This window comes from Pseudarthrobacter sp. N5 (genome assembly GCF_050157035.1).
Lineage (GTDB): Bacteria > Actinomycetota > Actinomycetes > Actinomycetales > Micrococcaceae > Arthrobacter.
The window spans coordinates 3,123,989-3,143,505 of the sequence record NZ_CP189593.1; the positions used below are offsets into that span (position 1 = coordinate 3,123,989).

Annotated in this window: 15 protein-coding genes; 6 read left to right on the forward strand and 9 right to left on the reverse strand. The window is 64.3% G+C overall.

Annotation, left to right across the window (positions count from 1 at the left end; all coding sequences use genetic code 11):
- Positions 1-166: 166 nt before the first annotated feature.
- Positions 167-553, forward strand: a complete 387-nt coding sequence (locus tag ACQCST_RS14955; RefSeq protein ID WP_426996532.1) for an endonuclease domain-containing protein — start codon at positions 167-169, stop codon at positions 551-553.
- 85 nt (positions 554-638) lie between these two features.
- Here ACQCST_RS14955 and ACQCST_RS14960 read toward each other — a convergent pair whose 3' ends face one another.
- From ACQCST_RS14960 to ACQCST_RS14990, 7 genes are all read right to left on the reverse strand, one after another.
- Entirely contained in the window at positions 639-1,724 is a 1,086-nt protein-coding gene (locus ACQCST_RS14960) for an inositol-3-phosphate synthase (RefSeq protein ID WP_426996533.1), read from the reverse strand.
- A 178-nt stretch (positions 1,725-1,902) separates the two neighbouring features.
- Positions 1,903-2,940: an L-glyceraldehyde 3-phosphate reductase gene (gene mgrA / locus ACQCST_RS14965; RefSeq protein ID WP_426996534.1), complete on the reverse strand. Its 1,038-nt coding sequence runs from the start codon at positions 2,938-2,940 to the stop codon at positions 1,903-1,905.
- 93 nt (positions 2,941-3,033) lie between these two features.
- Positions 3,034-4,800 (reverse strand): malto-oligosyltrehalose trehalohydrolase, encoded by a 1,767-nt coding sequence (gene treZ / locus ACQCST_RS14970; protein ID WP_426996535.1) that lies wholly within the window; start codon positions 4,798-4,800, stop codon positions 3,034-3,036.
- Positions 4,797-7,133, reverse strand: a complete 2,337-nt coding sequence (gene treY / locus ACQCST_RS14975) for a malto-oligosyltrehalose synthase (protein ID WP_426996536.1) — start codon at positions 7,131-7,133, stop codon at positions 4,797-4,799. The genes treZ and treY overlap by 4 nt, the downstream gene beginning before the upstream one ends.
- Positions 7,130-9,400 carry a glycogen debranching protein GlgX gene (gene glgX / locus ACQCST_RS14980; protein WP_426996538.1) on the reverse strand — a complete coding sequence of 757 codons (2,271 nt, stop codon included), beginning with the start codon at positions 9,398-9,400 and terminating at the stop codon, positions 7,130-7,132. Before glgX ends, treY begins: the two co-directional genes overlap by 4 nt.
- Positions 9,401-9,474: 74 nt before the next feature.
- On the reverse strand, positions 9,475-11,055 hold the full coding sequence (locus ACQCST_RS14985; protein ID WP_426996539.1) for an NAD(P)H-hydrate epimerase: 1,581 nt from the start codon (positions 11,053-11,055) through the stop codon (positions 9,475-9,477).
- Positions 11,056-11,094: 39 nt separating this feature from the next.
- Complete coding sequence (locus ACQCST_RS14990) at positions 11,095-11,442, reverse strand: holo-ACP synthase (protein ID WP_426996540.1); 348 nt, start codon at positions 11,440-11,442, stop codon at positions 11,095-11,097.
- Positions 11,443-11,571: 129 nt separating this feature from the next.
- On the opposite strand from ACQCST_RS14990, the gene ACQCST_RS14995 reads away from it, so the two are divergent.
- The gene (locus tag ACQCST_RS14995; RefSeq protein ID WP_426996541.1) at positions 11,572-12,072 is read left to right on the forward strand and encodes a hypothetical protein; all 501 of its coding nucleotides are present in this window, start codon (positions 11,572-11,574) and stop codon (positions 12,070-12,072) included.
- Between the two features lie 63 nt (positions 12,073-12,135).
- Here the strand turns inward: ACQCST_RS14995 and glmS are convergent, their stop codons facing one another.
- Positions 12,136-14,028, reverse strand: a complete 1,893-nt coding sequence (glmS, locus tag ACQCST_RS15000) for a glutamine--fructose-6-phosphate transaminase (isomerizing) (RefSeq protein ID WP_426996542.1) — start codon at positions 14,026-14,028, stop codon at positions 12,136-12,138.
- Between the two features lie 116 nt (positions 14,029-14,144).
- Here glmS and coaA point away from each other — a divergent pair, with 116 nt between their 5' ends.
- The 4 genes from coaA to mscL all read left to right on the forward strand — a co-directional run bounded on the left by coaA (position 14,145) and on the right by mscL (position 18,028).
- Positions 14,145-15,110, forward strand: coding sequence for a type I pantothenate kinase (coaA, locus tag ACQCST_RS15005; protein WP_426996543.1), 966 nt, complete (start codon positions 14,145-14,147; stop codon positions 15,108-15,110).
- A gap of 5 nt (positions 15,111-15,115) precedes the next feature.
- Positions 15,116-16,024: a M15 family metallopeptidase gene (locus tag ACQCST_RS15010; RefSeq protein WP_426996544.1), complete on the forward strand. Its 909-nt coding sequence runs from the start codon at positions 15,116-15,118 to the stop codon at positions 16,022-16,024.
- A gap of 102 nt (positions 16,025-16,126) precedes the next feature.
- Positions 16,127-17,506 (forward strand): glycosyltransferase family 87 protein, encoded by a 1,380-nt coding sequence (locus ACQCST_RS15015; RefSeq protein WP_426996545.1) that lies wholly within the window; start codon positions 16,127-16,129, stop codon positions 17,504-17,506.
- A gap of 126 nt (positions 17,507-17,632) precedes the next feature.
- Positions 17,633-18,028, forward strand: coding sequence for a large conductance mechanosensitive channel protein MscL (mscL, locus tag ACQCST_RS15020; RefSeq protein ID WP_426996546.1), 396 nt, complete (start codon positions 17,633-17,635; stop codon positions 18,026-18,028).
- A gap of 100 nt (positions 18,029-18,128) precedes the next feature.
- Here the strand turns inward: mscL and glmM are convergent, their stop codons facing one another.
- Positions 18,129-19,490 carry a phosphoglucosamine mutase gene (gene glmM, locus ACQCST_RS15025; RefSeq protein ID WP_426996547.1) on the reverse strand — a complete coding sequence of 454 codons (1,362 nt, stop codon included), beginning with the start codon at positions 19,488-19,490 and terminating at the stop codon, positions 18,129-18,131.
- Positions 19,491-19,517 lie beyond the last annotated feature (27 nt).

Below are 19,517 nucleotides of genomic sequence, written 5' to 3' on the forward strand. Positions count from 1 at the left end.
AGCTGGACGGCATCCGCATTTCAACGCCGGCGCGGACATGGCTTGACCTTGCCCCAACCCTGCCGCTTGAGGATCTCGTTGCGGCCGGCGACCAACTGGTCCGTCGCCCCGACCGGGCCTCGAGTACCGCGCCGAGCCCTGGGCAACCATTCCGCAGCTGCAGGAAATGCTGAAGCGCCACCCGAAGCTCAAAGGAACCGTCAAGGCGCGCCAGGCACTGGAGGTGATCCTTGTCGGCGCCGATTCCGCGCCGGAAACATTCCTGCGCCTGGCGCTGACGGCTACCGGACTTCCCGAACCTGAGCTGCAGCTGAGGATTGTCCAGGATGACCCGTTTTCACCCGCCGCGGCCCTCGGCTACCGGGAGCATCAGATCGCCATCCAGTACGACGGCGGCCATCACCTCACGCGCGAGCAGCAGTCCCGCGACAATCGCCGGGACGAATCGTTCAACTCTGCGGGGTGGAGGTATGTCAAATTCAACGCAGAAGATCTGGCCGACGACTTCCGCGGTGCGGTCCGCAAAGTCCGGCTCGCCCTCCGTCCCCGTTAAACATCAGTTGCTCTATCACTTGTGGCAGCCAAACCAGGGATTTGGGAACCACACGTGATAGAGCAACCGGGTGGGAGGTGAATGGTCAGCGCTCCACGTCTCCGCGGATGAAGGCTTCAACCTTGTCGCGGGCGAGGTCGTCGTTGAACTGCTCCGGCGGGGACTTCATAAAGTAGCTCGATGCGGACAACAGCGGCCCGCCAATGCCGCGGTCCAGGCCGATCTTCGCTGCACGGATGGCGTCGATGATCACACCGGCGGAGTTGGGTGAGTCCCAGACTTCCAGCTTGTATTCCAGGGACACCGGGGCGTCGCCGAAGTTGCGGCCTTCGAGGCGGACGAAGGCCCACTTGCGGTCATCGAGCCACTGGACGTAATCGGACGGGCCGATGTGGACGTCACGCGGGGCAATATAGGCTTCGACGTTGGACGTCACAGCCTGGGTCTTGGAGATCTTCTTGGATTCGAGGCGGTCGCGCTCCAGCATGTTCTTGAAGTCCATGTTGCCGCCGACGTTCAGCTGGTAGGTGCGGTCCAGCGTGACGCCTCGGTCTTCGAACAGCTTGGCCATAACGCGGTGCGTGATGGTGGCACCGATCTGGCTCTTGATGTCGTCGCCAACGATCGGCACACCCGCAGCGGTGAATTTATCGGCCCATTCCTTGGTGCCGGCCAGGAACACCGGAAGGGCGTTCACGAAGCCAACACCGGCGTCAATGGCGCACTGGGCGTAGAACTCTGCGGCTTCCTGAGAACCAACGGGCAAGTAGCAGACCATAACGTCAACCTTGGCGTCTTTCAGAGCCTGGACAACATTGACCGGCTCCTCCGTGGACTGCTCAATGGTTTCGAGGTAGTACTTCCCCAGTCCGTCAAGAGTGTGGCCGCGCTGCACGATCACACCGGTGGGCGGGACGTCGGCGATCTTGATGGTGTTGTTTTCGCTGGCCAGGATGGCGTCAGCGAGGTCAACACCCACCTTCTTGCCATCGACGTCGAACGCCGCAACAAACTGGACGTCATTGACGTGGTACTTGCCGAACTCAACGTGCATCAGACCGGGGATCGTGGCCTGGGGGTCGGCATCCCGATAGTAATGGACACCCTGGACCAGCGAGGCGGCGCAGTTACCCACACCTACGATTGCAACACGAATCGGATTCGAAGACACGGAACTCCTTTGAGAACAAACTTCAGGTGCCCTTCGCGGCCATGAATGAAACTACGACGGCGGCGGACGGGCACAGCGCCATGGGGCGCCCTAACATTCTAACTAACTGTACGGGGGCCGGAATTGTTCCCGGCCGGCCCCGGCACAGTGTTACGTCCGGGCTATGCCCGGCGGGCTGTTACTTCTGTGCCCACAGATTGATGTCTGATTCGACGGCGAACTCGTCGATCGCTGTCAGCTCCTCCTGGGAGAACTCCAGGTTGTTGATGGCGTACAGCGTATCTTCGAGCTGCTTGACGCTGGAAGCGCCAACGAGTGCCGAGGTTACGGATGATCCCTTGGGCTGATCGCGCAGAATCCATGCGATGGCCATCTGGGCCAGGGACTGTCCCCGGCCTTCGGCAATGGCGCGCAGGCCGCGCACGCGGTCAAGCTTCTCTTCCGTGAGGGCTGATTCTGACAGGAAGCGTTCCTTGGCCGCCCGCGAGTCAGCCGGAATTCCGTTGAGGTACCGGTCCGTCAGCATGCCTTGGGCCAACGGAGAGAACGCGATGGAACCGGCGCCCACCTGGTCCAGTGCCTCGTACAGGTTGGGGGTGCCGTTCTCGGTCCAGCGGTTCAGCATAGAGTAGCTGGGCTGGTGGATGAGGAGCGGAGTGCCGAGTTCTTTGAGGATCCGGGCGGCCTCGATGGTCTGCTCCGGAGTGTAGGAGGAGATGCCGGCGTACAGGGCTTTGCCCGAGCGGACAGCGTGATCAAGGGCTCCCATGGTCTCTTCCATGGGTGTATCCGGGTCCGGCCGGTGGCTGTAGAAGATGTCCACGTAATCCAGTCCCATGCGCTGCAGGGACTGGTCCAGGCTGGACAGCAGCGATTTGCGGGAGCCCCATTCACCGTACGGGCCCGGCCACATGTAGTAGCCGGCCTTGGTGGAGATGATCAGCTCGTCGCGGTAGGGCTTGAAGTCGTCCTGGAGATGGCGGCCGAAGTTGGTTTCCGCGGAGCCGTCCGGCGGGCCGTAGTTGTTGGCAAGGTCGAAGTGGTTCACGCCGAGGTCGAAGGCACGGCGCAGGATGGAGCGCTGTTCGTCAAAGCGCTTGTCGTCGCCGAAGTTGTGCCACAGGCCCAGCGAGATGGCCGGGAGCTTCAGTCCGCTGCGTCCGACGCGGCGGTAGGGCATGGTTTCATAGCGGTTTTCCGCAGCCGAATAAGTCATACGTTCTATCCTGCCAGCTGTGATGCAGGCTACACAGTGAGGAGGGAAAGTTACGCCGCGGGCTGAGGCCGGATCTCCCTTTCGCCGGCCAATTCAGCGGCCAATTGAGGTGCTGAGGATCGCGGCGCTCCACGGCGGAAGTTCCACGGAGCCTCCCTCACGCAGCACCGAGTCATGGGTGGCCAACAGGATTTCGGCGCCGGCGTTGCCCAGACGGCAGGAGCTGTCCGAGAAATTCAGCAGCACCTCAACCGGGCCGCGGCGGAAACGGAGCCAGCCGGCGTCGTCGTCGAACTCAACGTGGGTTTCCTCAAACCCCAGCCCCGCCAGCTCGGGAGTGGCCCGGCGGAGCGAAATGAGCGAACGGTACAGCTCAAGAAGCCGCGCATGTTCGCCGCCGGAAGGTTCCGTCCAGTCCAGTTTGGAGCGGCGGAACGTTTCCGGGTCCTGCGGATCGGGGACGACGGCGGGGTCCCACCCCATCCGCTCGAACTCGCGGATCCTGCCCTCCGCCGTTGCCTTGCCGAGCTCCGGTTCGGGGTGCGATGTGAAGAACTGCCAGGGGGTGGTTGCGCCGTATTCCTCGCCCATGAACAGCATGGGGGTGAAGGGCGAGGTCAGGGTGATCACGGCAGCCAGTGCGAGCTGGCCGTAGTGCAACGACTGGGACAGCCGGTCACCCGTGGCCCGGTTGCCGATCTGATCGTGGTTCTGGCTGCAGACCACCAGGGCGGCGGGGTCCACCAGTCCGGCGTCGATCGGCCGTCCGTGATGGCGGCCCCGGAAGCTGGAGTAGCTGCCATCGTGGAAGAACCCGCCCCGCAGGACCTTGGCCAGCGCGGCCAGCGAATCAAAATCGGCATAGTATCCGGTGGTTTCACCGCTGAGGTTGACGTGGACGGCGTGGTGGAAGTCGTCGCTCCATTGACCGGCCAGCCCGTAGCCGTGGGTCGCGCGAGGGTACAGGAGCCGCGGATCGTTCAGATCGGATTCGGCGATCAGTGTGGCAGGCCTTCCGGTTTCGGCCGAAACGGTGTTTCCCAAGGCGCCGAGCTCCTCGAGGATGCGGACCGCCCGTTCGTCGCGGAGGGCATGGACGGCGTCAAGCCGCAGCCCGTCCACATGGAAATCGCGGAGCCACATGGCAGCGTTCTCCAGGATGTAGCCGTGGACCTCATCCGAGCCGGGCCCGTCCAGGTTGACCGATTCTCCCCAGGTGTTGCCCTCCCCCTGCCTGAGGTAGGGCCCGAATCGGGGCAGGTAGTTTCCACTCGGTCCCAGGTGGTTGTAGACCACGTCCTGGATCACGCCGAGGCCTGCAGAATGGGCTGCATCCACGAAGCGCTGATAGGCGGCCGGACCGCCGTAGCCCTCGTGGACGGCAAACCACTGCACGCCGTCGTAGCCCCAGTTGTGCGTGCCGTTGAACGCGTTGACGGGCAGGAGTTCGACGAAGTCGATGCCCAGCCCGGCGAGGTAGTCAAGTTTCCCGGTGGCCGAGTCCAGAGTGCCTTCGGGTGTAAAAGTGCCCAGATGCAACTCGTAGATGACCGAACCCCGCAGTTCCTTTCCGGCCCAGGCCGCGTCCTGCCAGTCATGTTCCGCGGGATCGAAAGTCCGGGACAGCGAATGGACGCCGGACGGCTGGCGCCGGGAGCGCGGATCGGGCAGCGGGTGTGCGTCGCCGCCGAGCAGATAGCCGTAATCCACCTCGCCGGAGGTGGGGGCATCGGGCGCGGACCACCAGCCCCCGCCGTGTGCCGTCATTGGATGCCGCTGCCCGTCTGCCAGCAGTGTCAGGGCCCCGGCGCCGGGCGCCCACACGTCAAAGCGCCCGGCTCCACTGACCGGCCGGCTCATTTAGCCTCCCCGGACTGGGATCCGGGAACCAGCAGCGCCACCGGATAGATCAGCAGCACATCCGCCACGGCCACAGGTCCCGGGCCAAAGCTCTTTCCGGTCAGCTCATCACGCATTTCTGCGGCCAGCTCGACGGCGGTGTCCCGCCATCCGCCGGCACGTTCCAGCCCGTAGGGCAGCCGGGTTGCCAGAGTCACGGCCCCGCCTGCCGAACCGGCCCCGCGGTCGAATGCCACGAGGTGCTCAGCGGCCGGACCGGAAGCGAGCACAGGCCGGTAGCCGGAGAAAAGTTCAGGCCGGTCCCGCCGCAGCCGCAGCGCCCGGGAGGTCACCAGCAGCTTGCTGGCTTCAGCCTGGAACGTTGCCGGCAGCACGCCCTCATCGAGTTCCGCCAGGGCGGCAGCCCGCAGGCCAAAATCGACAGTCCGCCGGTTGTCCGGATCAGCGAGTGACCGGTCCCAGAACTCGGTGCCCTGGTAGACGTCCGGGAGGCCGGGCATGGTGAGCTGGACCAGCTTGGCGGAGAGCGAGTTGGAGGCACCGTGCGGCTCGATCCGGGCCACAAACGCCGTGAGCTCCCTCCGCACCTCAGGAACATCAAACACCGCGTCCACGGCGGCCAGCAGCTTTTCTTCGAAGGCCTCGTCCGGCTCCGTCCAGCTGGTGGAGTTGCCCGCCTCGCGCGCGGCTTTTTCGGCGTAGCTGCGCAACCGGTCACGCCCCGCGGGCCAGGCCCCCGCGATGGCTTGCCACAGCAGGGAGGCCAGCGGACCGTCCGGCAGCGACGCCAGCTCCCGCAGTTTGGCAAGCGTGGCGGACCATTCCGGCACCATCTCGGAGATCACGGAGATCCGGGCCCGGGTGTCCTCGCTGCGTTTGGTGTCATGCGTGGTGAGAGTGGTCATGGCCAGCGGAAGCGACTTCTGCCGCCGCTGCATCCGCGAATGGAAATCCGCGGGCGTCAGGGAGAACTCCGTGGGGTCGGCACCCACTTCGGTGAGGGTCCCCAGACGGGTGTAGCGGTAAAACGCGGTGTCTTCCACACCTTTGGCCATCACCATCCCGGACGTCTGCTGGAACCTCCGGCCCAGTTCCTGGCCTGGATCATTCAGGAGCGGCAGGAGGACCCCGACGGCGGCCGCAAGTTCCGGTTTCGCTTCCACTGCCGCGCGGCAGGCTTCCTTGAGTACGCCTGCGCCTTCAGGCAGGTACGTCCGGTAGACAGGGAATGCGGCGATGATTTCCGCCAGTGCGTCCGCGGACTGCTCTTCAGTCAGGCCCGAATCCATCGGCAGAAGACGCGCCAACCTCAGGATTTCGGATTGCAGGATACCGTCTTCAATATCCCGTTTGGTGCCGTGGATCATGTCCGCGTAGTCCGTGACTTCGGCGCTGCCCCGCAGCAGTGAATCAAGTCGCGTCAGTGGTGCCTGTCCCAGCGGATCCACAAAAAGACGGTCCACATCAGCCAGGGCGTCATAGCCGGTGGTGCCTTCGCACTCGAAGTCCGGCGGCAGGTCCTCGCCCGGTTCCAGGATTTTTTCCACCAGCACATAGGCGCCGCCGGTGACTTCCTTGAGCCGGCGCAGATAGCCCGAGGGATCGGCCAGACCGTCAGGATGATCCACGCGGAGGCCGTCCACCAGCCCGTCACGGAACCAGCGGACAATCTCGGCGTGTGCCTCGTTAAAGACCCAGGGGACCTCAACCCGGATGCCTGCAAGGGTGTTGACGGCAAAGAAGCGCCGGTAGTTCAGTTCGTCGTCGGCGCGGCGCCAGGCCACCAGCTCATAATGCTGCCGGTCATGGACGGTCTGCGGGCTGTCTCCCGCGGAAAATGTACCCGCGGCCAACGGAAAGCGGTGGCTGTAGTACCGGAGTTCGCCGTCGTGGATTTCCAGCTGGTCAACGTCATGGTCACTGCCCAGCACCGGGATCCGGAGGCGGCCCCCGGCGAAGTCCCAGTCGACGTCGAACGCTTCCGCATAGCGGGACTGGCGGCCTTCCTTCAGCAGGGACCACCACCACGGGTTCTGGTGCGGCGATGCCACGCCCACATGGTTGGGCACAATGTCCACCAGCACGCCCATACCGACGGCGCGGGCTGCAGCAGAGAGTGCCAGCAGCCCCTCCGGCCCGCCCCGCTCCGGGTCCACGGACGAGGGATCGGTGACGTCATAGCCGTGGTCGGACCCTCGTTCGGCGGTCAACAGCGGTGAAAGGTAGAGCCAGTCTGCGCCGAGGGAGTGCAGGTACGGTACCGTCCGCGCGGCGTCGTGGAGGGTGAAACCGGCCCGGATCTGAAGCCGGTACGTGGATACGGGTGTCCTCACGCGTCCCTTTCCTTTTGCGCTCCGGACTTCTGTTCCCGGGCCTTCCTGATCTCATTGCGTTCGGGCACGGTTGGTGTGGTCAGCGCAGCGGACTCGGATGTGGCCGTCTGTGACAGCGCGGCGAGCGAGGCAGCCACTGAATGGTCCGGCTCTGTCTCAGGTGTGCTGTGGGCGCGAAGCACCACCAGCGACTTGGCGGCCACGGTCAGCGTGTCGGCGGCCTGCACCGGTTCAGAGTCAGCGCCTTGGCCCGCGGTGTCGATGATGATGTCCCAGGCAGGCGCATATTCATCAGCGGGGAGCTTGAAGTCCACTTCGTCGTCGTGGGCGTTGAAGTACAGCATGAAGTTCACGTCCGTGATGCGCCGGCCCCTGGCGTCGCGCCCGCGGATGCCGTCGCCGTTGAGGAACACACCGACCGAACGACCGAAGCCGCTGTCCCAGTCCTCGGGCTGCATGGTTGAACCGTCAACATCAAGCCATACGATGTCCGGCAGCCGCTCGCCTTCGCCTCGACGCACCGGACGTCCGTCAAAGAAGCGGCTGCGCCGGAACGTGGGGTGTTTTGCCCTCAGTGCGTTGACTGCGGAGGTGAATTCCACCAGCGGCTGGTCCACGGTGTCCCAGTTGATCCAGGTCAGTTCGGAATCCTGGCAGTAGCCGTTGTTGTTTCCTTGCTGGGTGCGCCCCAGCTCGTCTCCATGGACCAGCATGGGGACGCCTTGGGAGAGCAGCATGGATGCAATGAAGTTGCGCTGCTGCCGGGCCCTGAGTCCCAGCACGGCAGGATCGTCGGTGGGTCCCTCCACCCCGCAGTTCCAGGAGCGGTTGTGGGATTCGCCGTCGTTGTTGCCCTCGCCGTTGGCGTCGTTGTGCTTCTCGTTGTAGGACACCAGGTCCGCCAGGGTGAAGCCGTCGTGGGCCGTGACGAAGTTGATGGATGCCACGGGGCGCCGGCCGGAGTGCTCGTAGAGGTCGGCGGAGCCCGTGATGCGTGAGGCGAACTCGCCCAGCGTGGCCGGCTCACCGCGCCAGAAGTCGCGGACCGTGTCGCGGTATTTGCCGTTCCATTCGGTCCACTGCGGCGGGAAGTTTCCCACCTGGTACCCGCCCGGGCCCACATCCCAGGGCTCGGCGATGAGTTTGACCTGGGAGACCACCGGGTCCTGCTGGATGAGTTCGAAGAAGGTGGAGAGTTTGTCGACGTCGTAGAACTCCCGGGCCAGCGTTGAGGCGAGATCGAAGCGGAATCCGTCAACATGCATTTCGGTCACCCAGTAGCGCAGCGAATCCATCAGCAGCTGCAGGGAGTGCGGCTGCCGGACGTTGAGCGAATTGCCCGTGCCGGTGTAGTCCATGTAGTGCTGGAGATCGCCCTCCATCAACCGGTAGTAGGAGGCGTTGTCGATGCCTTTGAAGGACAGTGTGGGGCCCAGATGGTTGCCCTCTGCCGTGTGGTTGTAGACCACGTCCAGGATTACCTCGATGCCGGCCTTGTGCAGCGACCGGACCATGGCCTTGAAGTCCTGGACCTGCTGGCCGGTGTCCCCCGTTGAGCTGTAGCGGTTGTGCGGGGCGAAGAAGCCGATGGTGTTATAGCCCCAGTAGTTGTTCAGGCCCTTCTCTTGCAGGGTGCCGTCGTTGACGAACTGGTGGACCGGCATAAGCTCGATCGCCGTGATGCCCAGCTTTTGCAGGTGCGCGACGACGGAGGGGTGGGCCACGCCGGCGTAGGTGCCCCGCTGCTCCTCCGGGACCTCCGGGTGCAACTGGGTGAGGCCTTTCACATGGGCCTCGTAGATGACGGAGCGGTGGTACGGGACCCGCAGGTTCTGGTCCCCGTCCCAGTCGAAGAAGGGGTTGATGACCACGCCGAGCATCATGTGCGGGGCAGAATCGGCATCGTTGCGGGATCCCGGATCACCCATGGTGTACGAGAAAAGCGCGGGGTCCCAATCGATCTGGCCGTGGACGGCCTTGGCGTAGGGGTCCAGGAGAAGCTTGTTGGGGTTGAAACGGTTTCCCGCGGCGGGATCGTAGTCCCCGTGGACGCGGTACCCGTACTTCTGACCGGGCTGGACCTGCGGCAAATAGCAGTGCCACACGTACCCGTCCACTTCCACCAGTTCGTACCGGGTTTCCGTGCCGGAATCGTCAAACAGGCAGAGCTCTATCTTTTCCGCGTGTTCGCTGAACAGGGCAAAGTTGGTGCCGGTGCCGTCAAAAGTAGCACCCAGCGGGTATGCCGAGCCGGGCCAGATTTCCATTCGTGCTCCTCAATGCGGTCCAACAGCTGGTGTTGGAAAAAGGGGTCAAGTGCAGTTCAAAAACGGACCTAGCTTTACCGTAACGGGTACGTGTGACTATTACGTTTCCAGGAGTCGGGATTACTAAGTTTGCTGGTTTTCGACCATACCCCAGGCACGGCGTCCGCTATCCGGCCCGCGGTCAGCGGGCCGCCGGCTGACGCTTCCACGCCCGCCAGCCCATGCAGACACGCGGCCATCGCGGCTATCGCCGCCCATCTCTCGTCCGGATCGATCCCGGCATCACTGAAGTGCCCGACGTCGTGACCCAGCTGTGCGAGCAGCGCACCGATGACGCCGGACAGAACGTCCCCGCTGCCTGCCGTGGCCAGCCAACGCGTGCCTTCCGACTGGCTGTAGAAGTCCTGGAACGGCGATGCCACCAGCGTGGTTGCACCCTTGAGGAGGACAGTTGCCTCGGTCAGTCCGGCGGCCCGGCGCACAGCTCCCAGCGTTGACGCTTCCACACCTGGGCGGTCCAGCTCAACCCCGAGCCGCTTGAGCAGCACAGCCAGTTCGCCCGCATGCGGAGTCAGCACCACCTGCGGGGCGAGGACGTCGGGCAGTGCCGGCAGCGCCCCGGCGTCGGCAATAACCGGAAGACCGGAATCAGCCGCATCGACCGCACGCTGCGCCTGCTGGTGGTCGCTGCCATCCATTCCGGGGCCCACCAGCCAGGCCTGCACGTGCGTCTGCGCAACAGACCCGGAGCTGCACACCACCTCGGGACAGGCCTGGCGGACGACGTTCGCCACGTCCGGCGGGCCCAGGTAACGCACCATGCCGGCTCCGGCCGCGAGCGCTCCGCGGCAAGCGAGCACCGCGGCTCCCGGATACGCGGCCGAACCCGCCACCACGCCGAGCACCCCGCGGGAGTACTTGTGTGACCGTCGCTCGGGCCGGGGAAGTAACGCGGCCAAGTCTCCGGCTTCCAGGCGTTTGAGTTGGGGCCACGGCAGTGACTTCTCGATCCCGATCGGCACCACCTGTACCCGCCCGGCATAATCAGCCCCCGGATCCGCCAGCAGTCCGGCCTTGGCGGCGCCGAACGTCACCGTGACATCAGCGGCCAGAACGGGCAGATGGGACTCGCCCGTGTCCGGGTCCACGCCGCTTGGGACGTCGCACGCAATCACCAGCCCGCTTCCGGCGGTGCGCTGGCCGGCCAGCCTGGCCACCAGCCCGGCAGCCGGACCGCGCAGCCCTCCGCTGGCCCCGGTCCCCAGGATTGCATCCAGTACGACGTCGGCCCCCGCGGCTTCCGCCGCAAGCTCGGTGGCGTTCGCGTCAGTCAGCAGGCAAACCCGCCCGCCGGCCCGTTCAAAAGCAGCCAATGCCTCGGCATGGGCCCCGCCGGATGTGAGCACCGCCGTCGTACGCATCCCTCGTCGGGCCAGTAAAGCGGCGGCGAACAGCCCGTCCCCGCCGTTATTGCCTTTGCCTGCGAGGACAGCGATGCTGGCTCCGTAGAGGCGCTTGCCCCGTGACTGGAGTTCGCGGATCACGGCGTTCGCGAGGCCGTACGCGGCCCGCTGCATTAGTGCATCGCCCATACCCGAGGCCAGGAAGGGCTCTTCAGCCTCTCGCATCTGGGTCCCGGTGTAGGCGCTGATCACGTGCTCAGTCCCGCCGCGGTCCTATACCCATAATCAAGTTCAGCCCTCGGCCAGGACTGTGGCAGTGGCGATCCCGCCGTCATGGCTCATGGAGACGTGCCAGCGCTTGACGCCCTTGGACTCGGCCACAGCCAGCACTGTTCCCTTGATCTGGATGGTGGGGCCGTTCTGGTCCAGGCCGATCCAGCAGTCCTGCCAGTTCATGCCGGCTGGAGCGCCCAGCACTTTGGCAACTGCTTCCTTGGCGGCGAACCGCGCAGCAAGGGAGCGGGTGTTCAGTTCCCGCTCGGCAGGTACAAACAACCGGTCGCGCAGCCCGGGGGTGCGCTCCAGCTGCCGGCCGAACCGCTCGATGTCTACAACGTCTACGCCAATTCCAACAATCATGCGGCTATTCTACGGTGACGGTGACGGTGACGCGTGCTTGGCTAGGACAGTGCCAGCACCCGGCTGCCGCAACAGATTGCACCAGCCGTCCTCCGGCTCCCGGCGGATGTGACGGCCTAAGCTGGTGCCGTGGACCCTTCACCGCCTTCCGGCACCCTTCTCCTGCAGTCGGCACCAGCCGAAGCGTGGCAGGTGTGGGGCGCGTTGGCTCCCGTCTTCGCTGCAGTTGTCGCCGGGCTGATCGCAGCGGCTGCGTTATGGCAGAAACGCCGCGCGGACAACAGAGCCGAATGGTGGAACAGGACCCAATGGGCGCTTGACGCTTCGCTCTCCAAAGAGCCGAAGCGCGCTGAAATGGGCTTGAAGATGGTGGACCTGCAGGCGCACAGCCGGCTGGCCACGGAAGAGGAACTCGTCCTGCTGGATGTCGCCTGGAAGCAACCCGTCCGGGAGGCCGAAGGTACGCGCGGCTCTGAGACGGCCTTGGCTCCTCGCTCCCCGGAGCAGGTCACGCAGGACCGGCGCGGGGTGCACGCTGCAGCGGCCCGGCTGCGCGTCACGCTGGACACACGGCTGGGCCGCGACACTCCCGGTTGGGTCAAAGAACTGGCGAGCAAAGACCCCGCATAGAGGCGGCTCGCGCTACCGTAGAGGCGGCTGCCGTCACCGACGCGGCTCCCGCCTCCGCGGTGGCTACTCGACGGTGACGCTCTTGGCGAGGTTGCGTGGCTGGTCCACGTCGTAACCCTTGGCCGAGGCGAGCGCCAGCGCGAAGATCTGCAGCGGCACCGTGGCCAGCAGGGGCGCCAGGAGCGTGGGCGTCTCCGGGATGTAGAAGACGTGCTCGGCGTAGGCCTTGACTGCCTCGTCGCCCTCTTCGGCAATCACAATGGTCTTGGCGCCACGGGCCCGGACTTCCTGGATGTTGGAGACCACCTTGGCGTGCAGGGAGTCCCGGCCGCGCGGGGACGGTACCACCACAAACACGGGCTGGCCCTCTTCGATCAGTGCGATCGGTCCGTGCTTCAGTTCGCCGGCGGCGAAGCCTTCGGCGTGGATGTAGGCCAGCTCCTTGAGCTTGAGCGCACCTTCCATGGCCACCGGGAAGCCCACATGGCGGCCCAGGAAGAGTACGGACTTGGCGTCTGCCATGGCCCGGCCCAATTCCTTGATTTGGCCCTCGTTGTCCAGGATGCGCTGGATCTTGGCCGGGATCTTCCCAAGATCGGCCAGGATGTCCTTGATCTCGCCTTGGAACTTGTTGCCGCGCAGCTGTGCCAGGTACAGGCCCAGCAGGTAAGCGGCCGTGATCTGTGCCAGGAACGCCTTGGTGGACGCCACCGCGATTTCCGGGCCGGCGTGCGTGTACAGCACGGCGTCGGATTCGCGCGGGATGGTGGAGCCGTTGGTGTTGCAGATGGAGAGCGTCTTGGCGCCCTGCTCCTTGGCGTACCGGACAGCCATCAGCGTGTCCATGGTCTCGCCGGACTGGGAGATGGAAACGATCAGGGTGTTGGCGTCAACAATGGGATCGCGGTAGCGGAACTCGTGGGAGAGCTCCACCTCGGTGGGGATCCTGCACCAGTGCTCAATGGCGTACTTGGCAACCTGACCGGCGTAGGCGGAGGTGCCGCAGGCCAGGACGATGATCTTGTTGACGCTCTTAAGCAGCTGCGGATCGATCCGCAGCTCATTCAGGGTCAGCCTGCCGTGGATGTCAGAACGGCCCAGAAGGGTCTGAGCTACGGCGTCCGGCTGATCGTGGATTTCCTTCTCCATAAAGGACGGAAATCCGCCCTTTTCCGCGGAGGCCGGGTCCCAGTCAACGTGGTACTCCTTGCCTTCGGCGGGCGCCCCGAAGAAGTCGGTGATTTCCACTGAGTCCGCGGTGATGGTGACGATCTGGTCCTGGCCCAGTTCCACGGCACGGCGTGTGTAGTCGATGAAGCCGGAGACGTCGGAGCCGAGGAAGTTCTCGCCGTCGCCGAGTCCCACCACCAGGGGCGAGTTGCGGCGGGCGGCCACAACGACGTCGGGCTGGTCAGCGTGCACTGCCAGCAGTGTGAAGGCGCCTTCCAGGCGCTGGCAGGCCAGCTGCATGGCCTTGGTGAGGCCGCCGTTGGAGGTGTCACCGTTGAGCTTGGTCCGGAAGATGTCGCCCAGCAGTGCCGCGGCCACCTCGGTGTCCGTCTCGGAAGCAAACTGCGCACCCTTTGCCACCAGCTCCTGCTTGAGCTCGGCGAAGTTTTCGATGATGCCGTTGTGGATGAGGGCCAGCTTGCCGCCGTCGGACAGGTGCGGGTGGGCGTTCTGGTCCGTGGGGCCGCCGTGGGTGGCCCAGCGGGTGTGGCCGATTCCGGTGAAGGATCCCGGCAGCGGGCTCTCTTCGAGCTCGGCAAGGAGGTTGCTCAGTTTGCCGGACTTCTTCCGTGAGGAGATGACGCCGTCAGCCACGACGGCGACGCCGGCCGAGTCGTAGCCGCGGTACTCCAGGCGGCGCAGCCCTTCTAGAACTACGTCCAGGGCGTTGTGGCCGGCATTTCCCCGGCCCGCTGAATGACCTACATATCCTACGATTCCACACATGGACCCAAGCCTAGCTGGCCCGTGAGACATCAGACGTAGGATAACCGGCCGCAATGAGGCGCGGTCCCGGCCTCTCGCATTTCGCTCTCAGCCCTGCGCGGGGCAGAATCTCTAGGGTGACTTTGCAACGCAACGAAGCGAACGGCGACGGCGTCTCCCCGTTCGTGGAGCTGGACCGGCAGACCTGGTCCCGGCTTGCAGCCCAGATGGAGCAGCCGCTTAACGAAGAGGATATTCTCCGTCTCCGTGGCCTCGGCGACCCCCTGGACATGAAGGAAATCCGCGAGGTCTACCTGCCGCTCTCCCGGCTCCTTCACCTGTATGTAGAGGCTGCGGGACAGCTGCACGCGGCCACCACAACGTTTCTGGGCGAACGGACGCAGCGGACGCCCTTTGTGATCGGCGTTGCCGGCTCCGTGGCGGTGGGAAAGTCCACCATTGCCCGTGTGCTGCGCGAAATGCTCCGCCGCTGGCCGGGCACCCCCAATGTGGAACTCATCACCACGGACGGTTTCCTGTATCCGCTGGCCGAGCTCAAGCGCCGTCAGCTGCTGGAGCGCAAGGGTTTTCCGGAGTCCTACGACCGCCGTGCGCTGCTGCGTTTTGTGAGCGAAATCAAAAGCGGCGCGGAGGAAGTGCGCGCTCCCTGGTACTCGCACGTCACCTATGACATCGTTCCGGACAAGGAAGTTGTGGTCCGCCGCCCGGACGTGCTGATTGTTGAAGGACTGAATGTGCTCGCCCCGGCACGTCCCCGGCACGACGGCAAACAGGGCCTGGCCCTCAGTGACTTCTTCGACTTCTCCATCTATGTGGATGCCAAGACCTCTTACATCGAGGAGTGGTACGTGGACCGCTTCCGCAAACTCCGCACCACGGCGTTCGCCCAGACGGAATCCTACTTCCACCGGTACGCCACGCTGTCGGATCCTGAGGCGGAAAGCACGGCCCGCGACATCTGGAAGCGAATCAACGAGCCGAACCTTGAAGAGAACGTTCTGCCCACCCGCGGCCGTGCACAGCTGGTGCTTACCAAGGACGCGGACCACTCCATCCGCCGGATGCTGCTGAGGAAGGTCTAGCACACATGTGCCACGAATGTTCTGAAGGCCATCCGGCCTCCGACAGCCCGGTTGCTGGCGGGGCCGCGCCGAGCAGGCGCACGTTCGCCCGGTTCCTCGCCGCTGGAGCGGGGCTGACTGTCCTGGCAGCCTGCACGCCCGACGGCGCAACCCAGCTGCCGCCGTCGTCCTCGCCCGCCGGTACCGCAACACCCTCCGCCGCAGCGGCCGCAGCCTCCTCTCCCACGCCGGACTCCCCCACGCCGCAAGCAAGCCCCACCGAAACATCCTCGGCTCCGGTGCCGTCGTCGTCCGCGGCAGCTTTGCCGCAGCAGCATTCCCTGACGGATCCGGCCAGCCCCTGGCTGGTGGTCAACAAGCACCGCCCGCTGGTTCCGGCGGACTATGTCCCGGCGGACCTGGTGCAGCCGAACGTCCGGCTCGCCGTGTCGGGTGAAGCCGCGTTGCTGAACAGTACGACGGCGGCTGCCGCGGAACAGCTGTTCGCTTCAGCGGCAGGGGACGGCGTCACCATGACGCTGGCCAGCGGGTACCGCTCGTACGGCACGCAGATGGCCACATACAACGGCTATGTATCCACGCGGGGGCAGCCCGAGGCGGACACCGCATCGGCGCGGCCCGGGCATTCCGAGCACCAGACGGGCTGGGCCTTCGATATTGGCGACGGCGGCGGAGCCTGTGGTTTCCAGCCGTGCTTTGCCGATCAGCCGGCAGCCGCGTGGGCGAAGGCGAATGCGTACCGCTTTGGCTTTGTGGTGCGGTACCCCTGGATGTTCCACCCCGTCACGGGGTACTACTACGAGTCCTGGCACCTGCGGTATGTGGGCGTGGAAGCCGCAAAGGACATGAGGAAAGGTGGCGTCAACACCTTGGAGGAGTACTTCGGCCTGGAAGCAGCGCCGGGCTACCTGTAACGCTCAGCGGCGGGACAAAGCCGGACGGGAGGAATGCCGCCGGCGCGGACTTTTGGCGATACGTCTGGAGTACTATGCATTTCTATGCGCAGTCAGTCAATTGTGAACTCCGGCATTGAACTTTTCAGTAAATGCAATCGGGCCGGGCATCGTTTTATTCGCGCATTCGACAGGCTCATCACAAAAGAACGACTCCGAAATTATCCACTGATATTCGTCGTCCTTGGGGCTCTGGGTGTTGCGTCATCGTCAGTCAGCCGGATCGTGGATCCTACAGTCCAGGGCCCCTTCCTTCCCGACTATCTGGCTCACTGGACGGGCGGTGGCTTGATTCTGTCAGGCGGTCATGGCCAACTTTACGACCCGGCAGTTCAACATGCTTACCAGGAAAGCGCCATTGGAACCACGACCAAGCTTTCCTGGTTCGTCTCCCCTCCCCTCGTGGCTGTGCTCTATGTCCCTCTGTCCCTCATGAATTACAACCTAAGCGCCACATGCTGGCTGATACTGACTTTGGCCATGCTGCTATGGTGCATCCTTAGCCTGAAAAGCATTGCTCCGAAAATCATGCTGATGAAGAGAAGAACCGCAGTGCTTGGCCTTCTCGCTTCGGTGCCGGCTTTCGAGCTTCTGGGCGGGGGGCAAGACTCTGCGTTCATTCTCGCCGTCTGGATTCTGGGCATGCATTTTCTGGCAACGCGGCACCCACTCGCGGCCGGTGCGATATTTGGACTGGGCTTCATGAAGCCTCAACATGTTTTCCTTGTTCCGTTCCTGCTGCTGCTCACTCGCAGCTGGAAGGCATTGGGCGCGTTCTGCGCGGTCGTCGTTGCTCTATCGGCTGCGTCAGTAGGCCTCGTGGGAATTGAGGGCATGAAAGAGTGGGCGGCCGCTCTCACCAGCCCCATGTATTCGGAGCAGGTTCAACTGGGTCAGGCTTGGAAGATGGTGAGCCTGCCGGCCCTAATAGTCGCGTTGATTCCGCCGGATTGGGCTGCATGGCTGAGTCCCAATCTTGCATGGGCGTCTCTGACACTTGGATTGGGAGTTCTTCTGCTCCGCTTGCGGACTCTTCGTGCCCCCGTGGGCGTTCAAGGCTTCTGGGTATGCGCGCTGGCAACCACCGTTGTGTTCTCCCCCCATTTGGCTGTGTACGACGCCGTTCTGATGTTCCCTGTGGTCCTGTATCTCCTTGAGAAGCGGTCGTCTCCCCGCATTCGAGTTGCGGTCGTTGCCGCGTTCGGGTTGATGTGGATAGCACCAGTACTTCATGTGGGAGCGGCGATGCTAGGTGGCCCCTTCACCATCATTGATGCTCCGTATTCAGCCATTCCTTTGACGGTTCTCTGGGCAGAAACGTTGAAGGGGTTGAGAATTCGATCCTCGGATGCCCCTGATGGCGGAATCGTCTCTTCGATGGAGCCCGGTATATTTCGCATCGGCGCGGAACGGCGAGGGTTACTGGGCGGCCCGGCCGGGTGAACGTTGGCCGGGAAACAGATCCGGGCTGCCTGTAACGGCAACTCTGCCCAGTTTGCTCCTGACACACCGTCGGAAAACAACACTCTTGTCATCCGATGTTAACAATCGTGCGTTAGCTTGGATCCTATGTTGAGTGGATTTAAGAGTTTCATAATGAAGGGCAACGTCGTAGACCTTGCTGTAGCCGTTGTCATTGGTGCTGCTTTCAGCGCCGTCGTCAACTCCATCGTTGTCGGCCTGCTGACGCCCTTGATCGGCCGGCTTTTCAACGCCAAGGGCATGGAGGACATGCAGTGGGAGGGGTTCATGTACGGATCCGTCATCTCAGCAATCATCTCGTTCCTGCTAGTGGCCGGTGCAATCTACTTCGTCATTGTTGTGCCGATGAACCACATGATCGAACGCCGCAACCGGAGGCTGGGCATCGATCAGGACGTCAAGGAAGAAGCCGCCGAAGATCCGCAGATCGCGCTGCTGACTGAAATCCGGGATTCCCTGCGCCAGGAGTCATCCCGCCGCTAAGGGACACTGACCCAAGCGGCCCGCCTCCTGATGGAGGCGGGCCGCTTTTTTGGAAATTTCGCTCCGGCCGTCCTCGGCGCGGATTGCTGGGACAGCCGAGTCAGTCAGTGACCAGTTCAAGCGCGAGTTCCGACTGGACCACCTGGGCCAGGCGCTCGGCGATGGCCTGAGCTGTTTCCTGGTCCCCTGCCTCCACCATGACTCGGACCACGGGTTCCGTGCCGGAGGGGCGGAGAAGCACCCGGCCGGTGTCACCCAGTTCGGCTTCGGCGAGGGCCACGGCAGCAGCCAGCACCTCGTCACCGTCGACACGGGTTCGGTCCACCCCCTTGACGTTAATGAGTACCTGCGGAAGCTTGGTCATCACGGTCGCCAGCTGTTTGAGGCTGCGGCCGGTGAGAGCCACCTGAGCCGCAAGCTGCAGACCGGTCAGGACGCCGTCGCCCGTGGTGGCATGGTCGGCGAAGATGACGTGGCCGGACTGCTCGCCGCCCAGGTTGAAGCCGCCGTCGCGCATCCCCTCAAGTACGTAGCGGTCCCCCACTGCGGTTTCGCGGATGCTGATGCCGGCTTCGCGGAGGGCGATCTTGAGGCCGAGGTTGCTCATGACCGTGGCCACCAGAACATTGTCGTTGAGTTTGCCGGAGTCTTTCAGCGCCACGGCCAGGATGGCCATGATCTGGTCGCCGTCAATCTCGTTGCCTTCGTGGTCCACCGCGAGGCAGCGGTCGGCGTCGCCGTCGTGGGCGATCCCCAGGTCCGCGCCGTGCTTCAGCACTGCGGCTTTCAGGGGGCCCAGGTGGGTGGAGCCCACGCCGTCGTTGATGTTGAGGCCGTCGGGCTCCGCCCCGATCACCACAACGTTGGCGCCGGCGTCCTTGAACACCTGCGGGGAACAACCGCTGGCGGCGCCGTGGGCACAGTCCAGGACAACCTTGAGGCCGTCGAGTCGGTGCGGCAAGGTGCCCAACAGGTGGACTATGTAGCGGTCTTCGGCGTCGGAGAACCGTTGGATCCTGCCCACGTCGGCGCCGGTTGGCAGGTACGGGTCCTTGCCGAGTTGTGCTTCGATGGCATCTTCGACGTCGTCGGGAAGTTTCTGACCGCCGCGGGCGAAGAACTTGATGCCGTTGTCGGGGGCCGGGTTGTGGGAGGCGGAGATCATCACGCCGAAGTCCGCGTCGAGGTCCGCGATCAGATATGCGGCAGCGGGAGTGGGCAGGACACCGGCGTCATAGACGTCGATTCCGGAGGCAGCCAGCCCTGCTTCCATGGCAGCCGCGATGAACTCGCCGCTGGCGCGCGGGTCACGCGCCACCACGGCACGAGGGCGGGTGCCGTTGGTAGTGCGGTCGTGGCCCAGCACGACGGCGGCGGCCTGGGCCAGCTGCAGTGCCAGCTCGGCAGTCAACAGGCCGTTCGCCAGGCCCCGGACTCCATCTGTTCCAAATAATCTAGACATCGGGTCAAGTCTAAAGGATGGGTCCCA

Bases quoted from the DNA above. Each gene is read 5' to 3' on its own strand.
- mgrA (WP_426996534.1), bottom strand. From the start codon at position 2,940: ATGACTTATTCGGCTGCGGAAAACCGCTATGAAACCATGCCCTACCGC.
- ACQCST_RS14955 (WP_426996532.1), top strand. From the start codon at position 167: ATGCTGAAGCGCCACCCGAAGCTCAAAGGAACCGTCAAGGCGCGCCAG.
- mscL (WP_426996546.1), top strand. From the start codon at position 17,633: ATGTTGAGTGGATTTAAGAGTTTCATAATGAAGGGCAACGTCGTAGAC.
- ACQCST_RS14990 (WP_426996540.1), bottom strand. From the start codon at position 11,442: ATGATTGTTGGAATTGGCGTAGACGTTGTAGACATCGAGCGGTTCGGC.
- glmS (WP_426996542.1), bottom strand. From the start codon at position 14,028: ATGTGTGGAATCGTAGGATATGTAGGTCATTCAGCGGGCCGGGGAAAT.
- glmM (WP_426996547.1), bottom strand. From the start codon at position 19,490: ATGTCTAGATTATTTGGAACAGATGGAGTCCGGGGCCTGGCGAACGGC.
- treZ (WP_426996535.1), bottom strand. From the start codon at position 4,800: ATGAGCCGGCCGGTCAGTGGAGCCGGGCGCTTTGACGTGTGGGCGCCC.
- ACQCST_RS15010 (WP_426996544.1), top strand. From the start codon at position 15,116: ATGTGCCACGAATGTTCTGAAGGCCATCCGGCCTCCGACAGCCCGGTT.
- glgX (WP_426996538.1), bottom strand. From the start codon at position 9,400: ATGGAAATCTGGCCCGGCTCGGCATACCCGCTGGGTGCTACTTTTGAC.